Consider the following 906-nt stretch of genomic DNA (forward strand, 5'->3'; position numbering starts at 1 on the left):
AGCCGACGGCGCCGCAGTGGCAGTCGATGCCCGCGCTGTTGACGAGGGTGTGGCCGATCTCCCCCGCGTAGCCGTCGATGCCGTGCAGAGGCGCGCCGCCGACGATGACGCCGGCGCCCACTCCGCTCGCGCCGCCGTTGAGGTAGACGAGGTGCGAGACGTCGCGGCCGGCGCCGAGGACGCTCTCGGCGAGTGCACCGAGGTTGGCGTCGTTCGCCGAGAGGACGGGCAGGCCGGTCGCGTCCGCGAGCATGCGGGAGAAGGGCTCGTCGTCCCAGCCGAGGTGCGGGCCGACCCGGACGAGGCCGTCGGCGTCGCGGACGAGGCCGGGCACGGCGACGCCGATGCCGACGGTCCGCGTCTCCTCGGGCAGCTCGGCGAGCAGCTCGGCGACCGCCTCGGCCGCCAGACGGGCGGCGGCCTCGGCGGTGGGGACGGAGGCGGAGCGGCGGATGCGGCGGCGGACGACGGCGTCGACGCCGACCACGGCGACCGTGACGGCGTCGATCTCGGGGTTCACGGCGAGCGCGACGACTCCGGGATCGGCCTCGACGACGGGGCTCGGCCGGCCGACCTGGTTCGGTGTGGCGGGCTCGCGCTCGCGCACGATGCCGAGCTCCACCAGCTCGCCGACCAGCGCCGCGATCGTGGAGCGGTTGAGGCCGGTCAGGCGGGTCAGCTGCGAGCGGGAGCGGGGGCCGCCGCGGTGCACGAGGCGGAGGATCGCCGAGAGGTTGTGCCGCCGGACGCGGTCGAGGTTGTTGCCGCGCGTCGCGTGGTCGGGCATCCGCGGTCTCCTCTGCTTGCGGGGGTCAGCCTAGCCGGGGGCGGACGGAGCGACGCCGGTCCGGGTCGTCGCTCACGACACGGGGGAGGAGACGGTCTTCACCGTGACGCGCTCCGGCG

At 75.9% G+C, this 906-nt stretch carries 1 protein-coding gene; it reads right to left on the reverse strand.

The annotated features are described in order from the left end of the window. On the reverse strand, positions 1–787 hold a 787-nt coding region (locus C5C33_RS18105), incomplete at its 3' end, for an ROK family transcriptional regulator (protein ID WP_104261794.1). Between the last annotated feature and the right edge of the window lie 119 nt (positions 788–906).

The organism is Rathayibacter sp. AY1H3, assembly GCF_002932015.1.